This window comes from Gilvimarinus gilvus (genome assembly GCF_030518155.1).
GTDB classification, from domain to species: Bacteria; Pseudomonadota; Gammaproteobacteria; order Pseudomonadales; family Cellvibrionaceae; genus Gilvimarinus; species Gilvimarinus gilvus.
This window is the reverse complement of the sequence record NZ_JAULRU010000136.1, coordinates 1-547: the sequence shown is the minus strand read 5'-3', so window position 1 is coordinate 547 and position 547 is coordinate 1. Positions and strand designations below refer to the sequence as shown.

At 64.9% G+C, this 547-nt stretch carries 1 protein-coding gene; it reads right to left on the bottom strand.

What is annotated here, in order from left to right; translation table 11 throughout:
- A partial coding sequence (locus QWI17_RS00830; protein WP_302720592.1) for an oligosaccharide flippase family protein occupies window positions 1-547 on the bottom strand: 547 nt, incomplete at both ends.

Genomic DNA, 547 nt, shown 5'->3' with positions numbered 1-547 from the left:
GAGACCAGGCCCGCGATGACCAGGGCCCAGATCGAGTGGGTCAGCACGCCCAGTACCAGCATCACCACCAGCCCGGCCAGTTGCGAGGCCAGGTCGACCAGCACCACGCGCTTCTGCTGGAAGGTACGCACCGCAACATCGATCTTGGTGGATTGGAAGCCCCATATCAGCGCCGACAGGCCGGTAACCGCCAGCACCATCGGCAGCACAGGGGCGGCATAGGTGGAGTCTGCCGGCCACAACTGCTGGTACTGCGCCACCCAGGCCGCCAGGGCCAGCAGCAGCGTCAGGGCGAACAGCACGAAGCCGCGGATGATCTGCACGGTCCACGCCGTATTGAGAAAGTCCGGGTCGTCGCCACGGTGGCTCTGGATGATGTTCTGGCGCAGGCCAACATCGGACAGCAGATGCAGGAGGACCGAAACGGTGGTGGCGATGACCATGACGCCGAACATTTCCGGCAGCAACAGCCGCGCCATGATGAGGTTGCCGCCAAGGCGCATGACCTGTGAAGCCACCTGCGAGACCAGGTTCCACGACCCGGCCC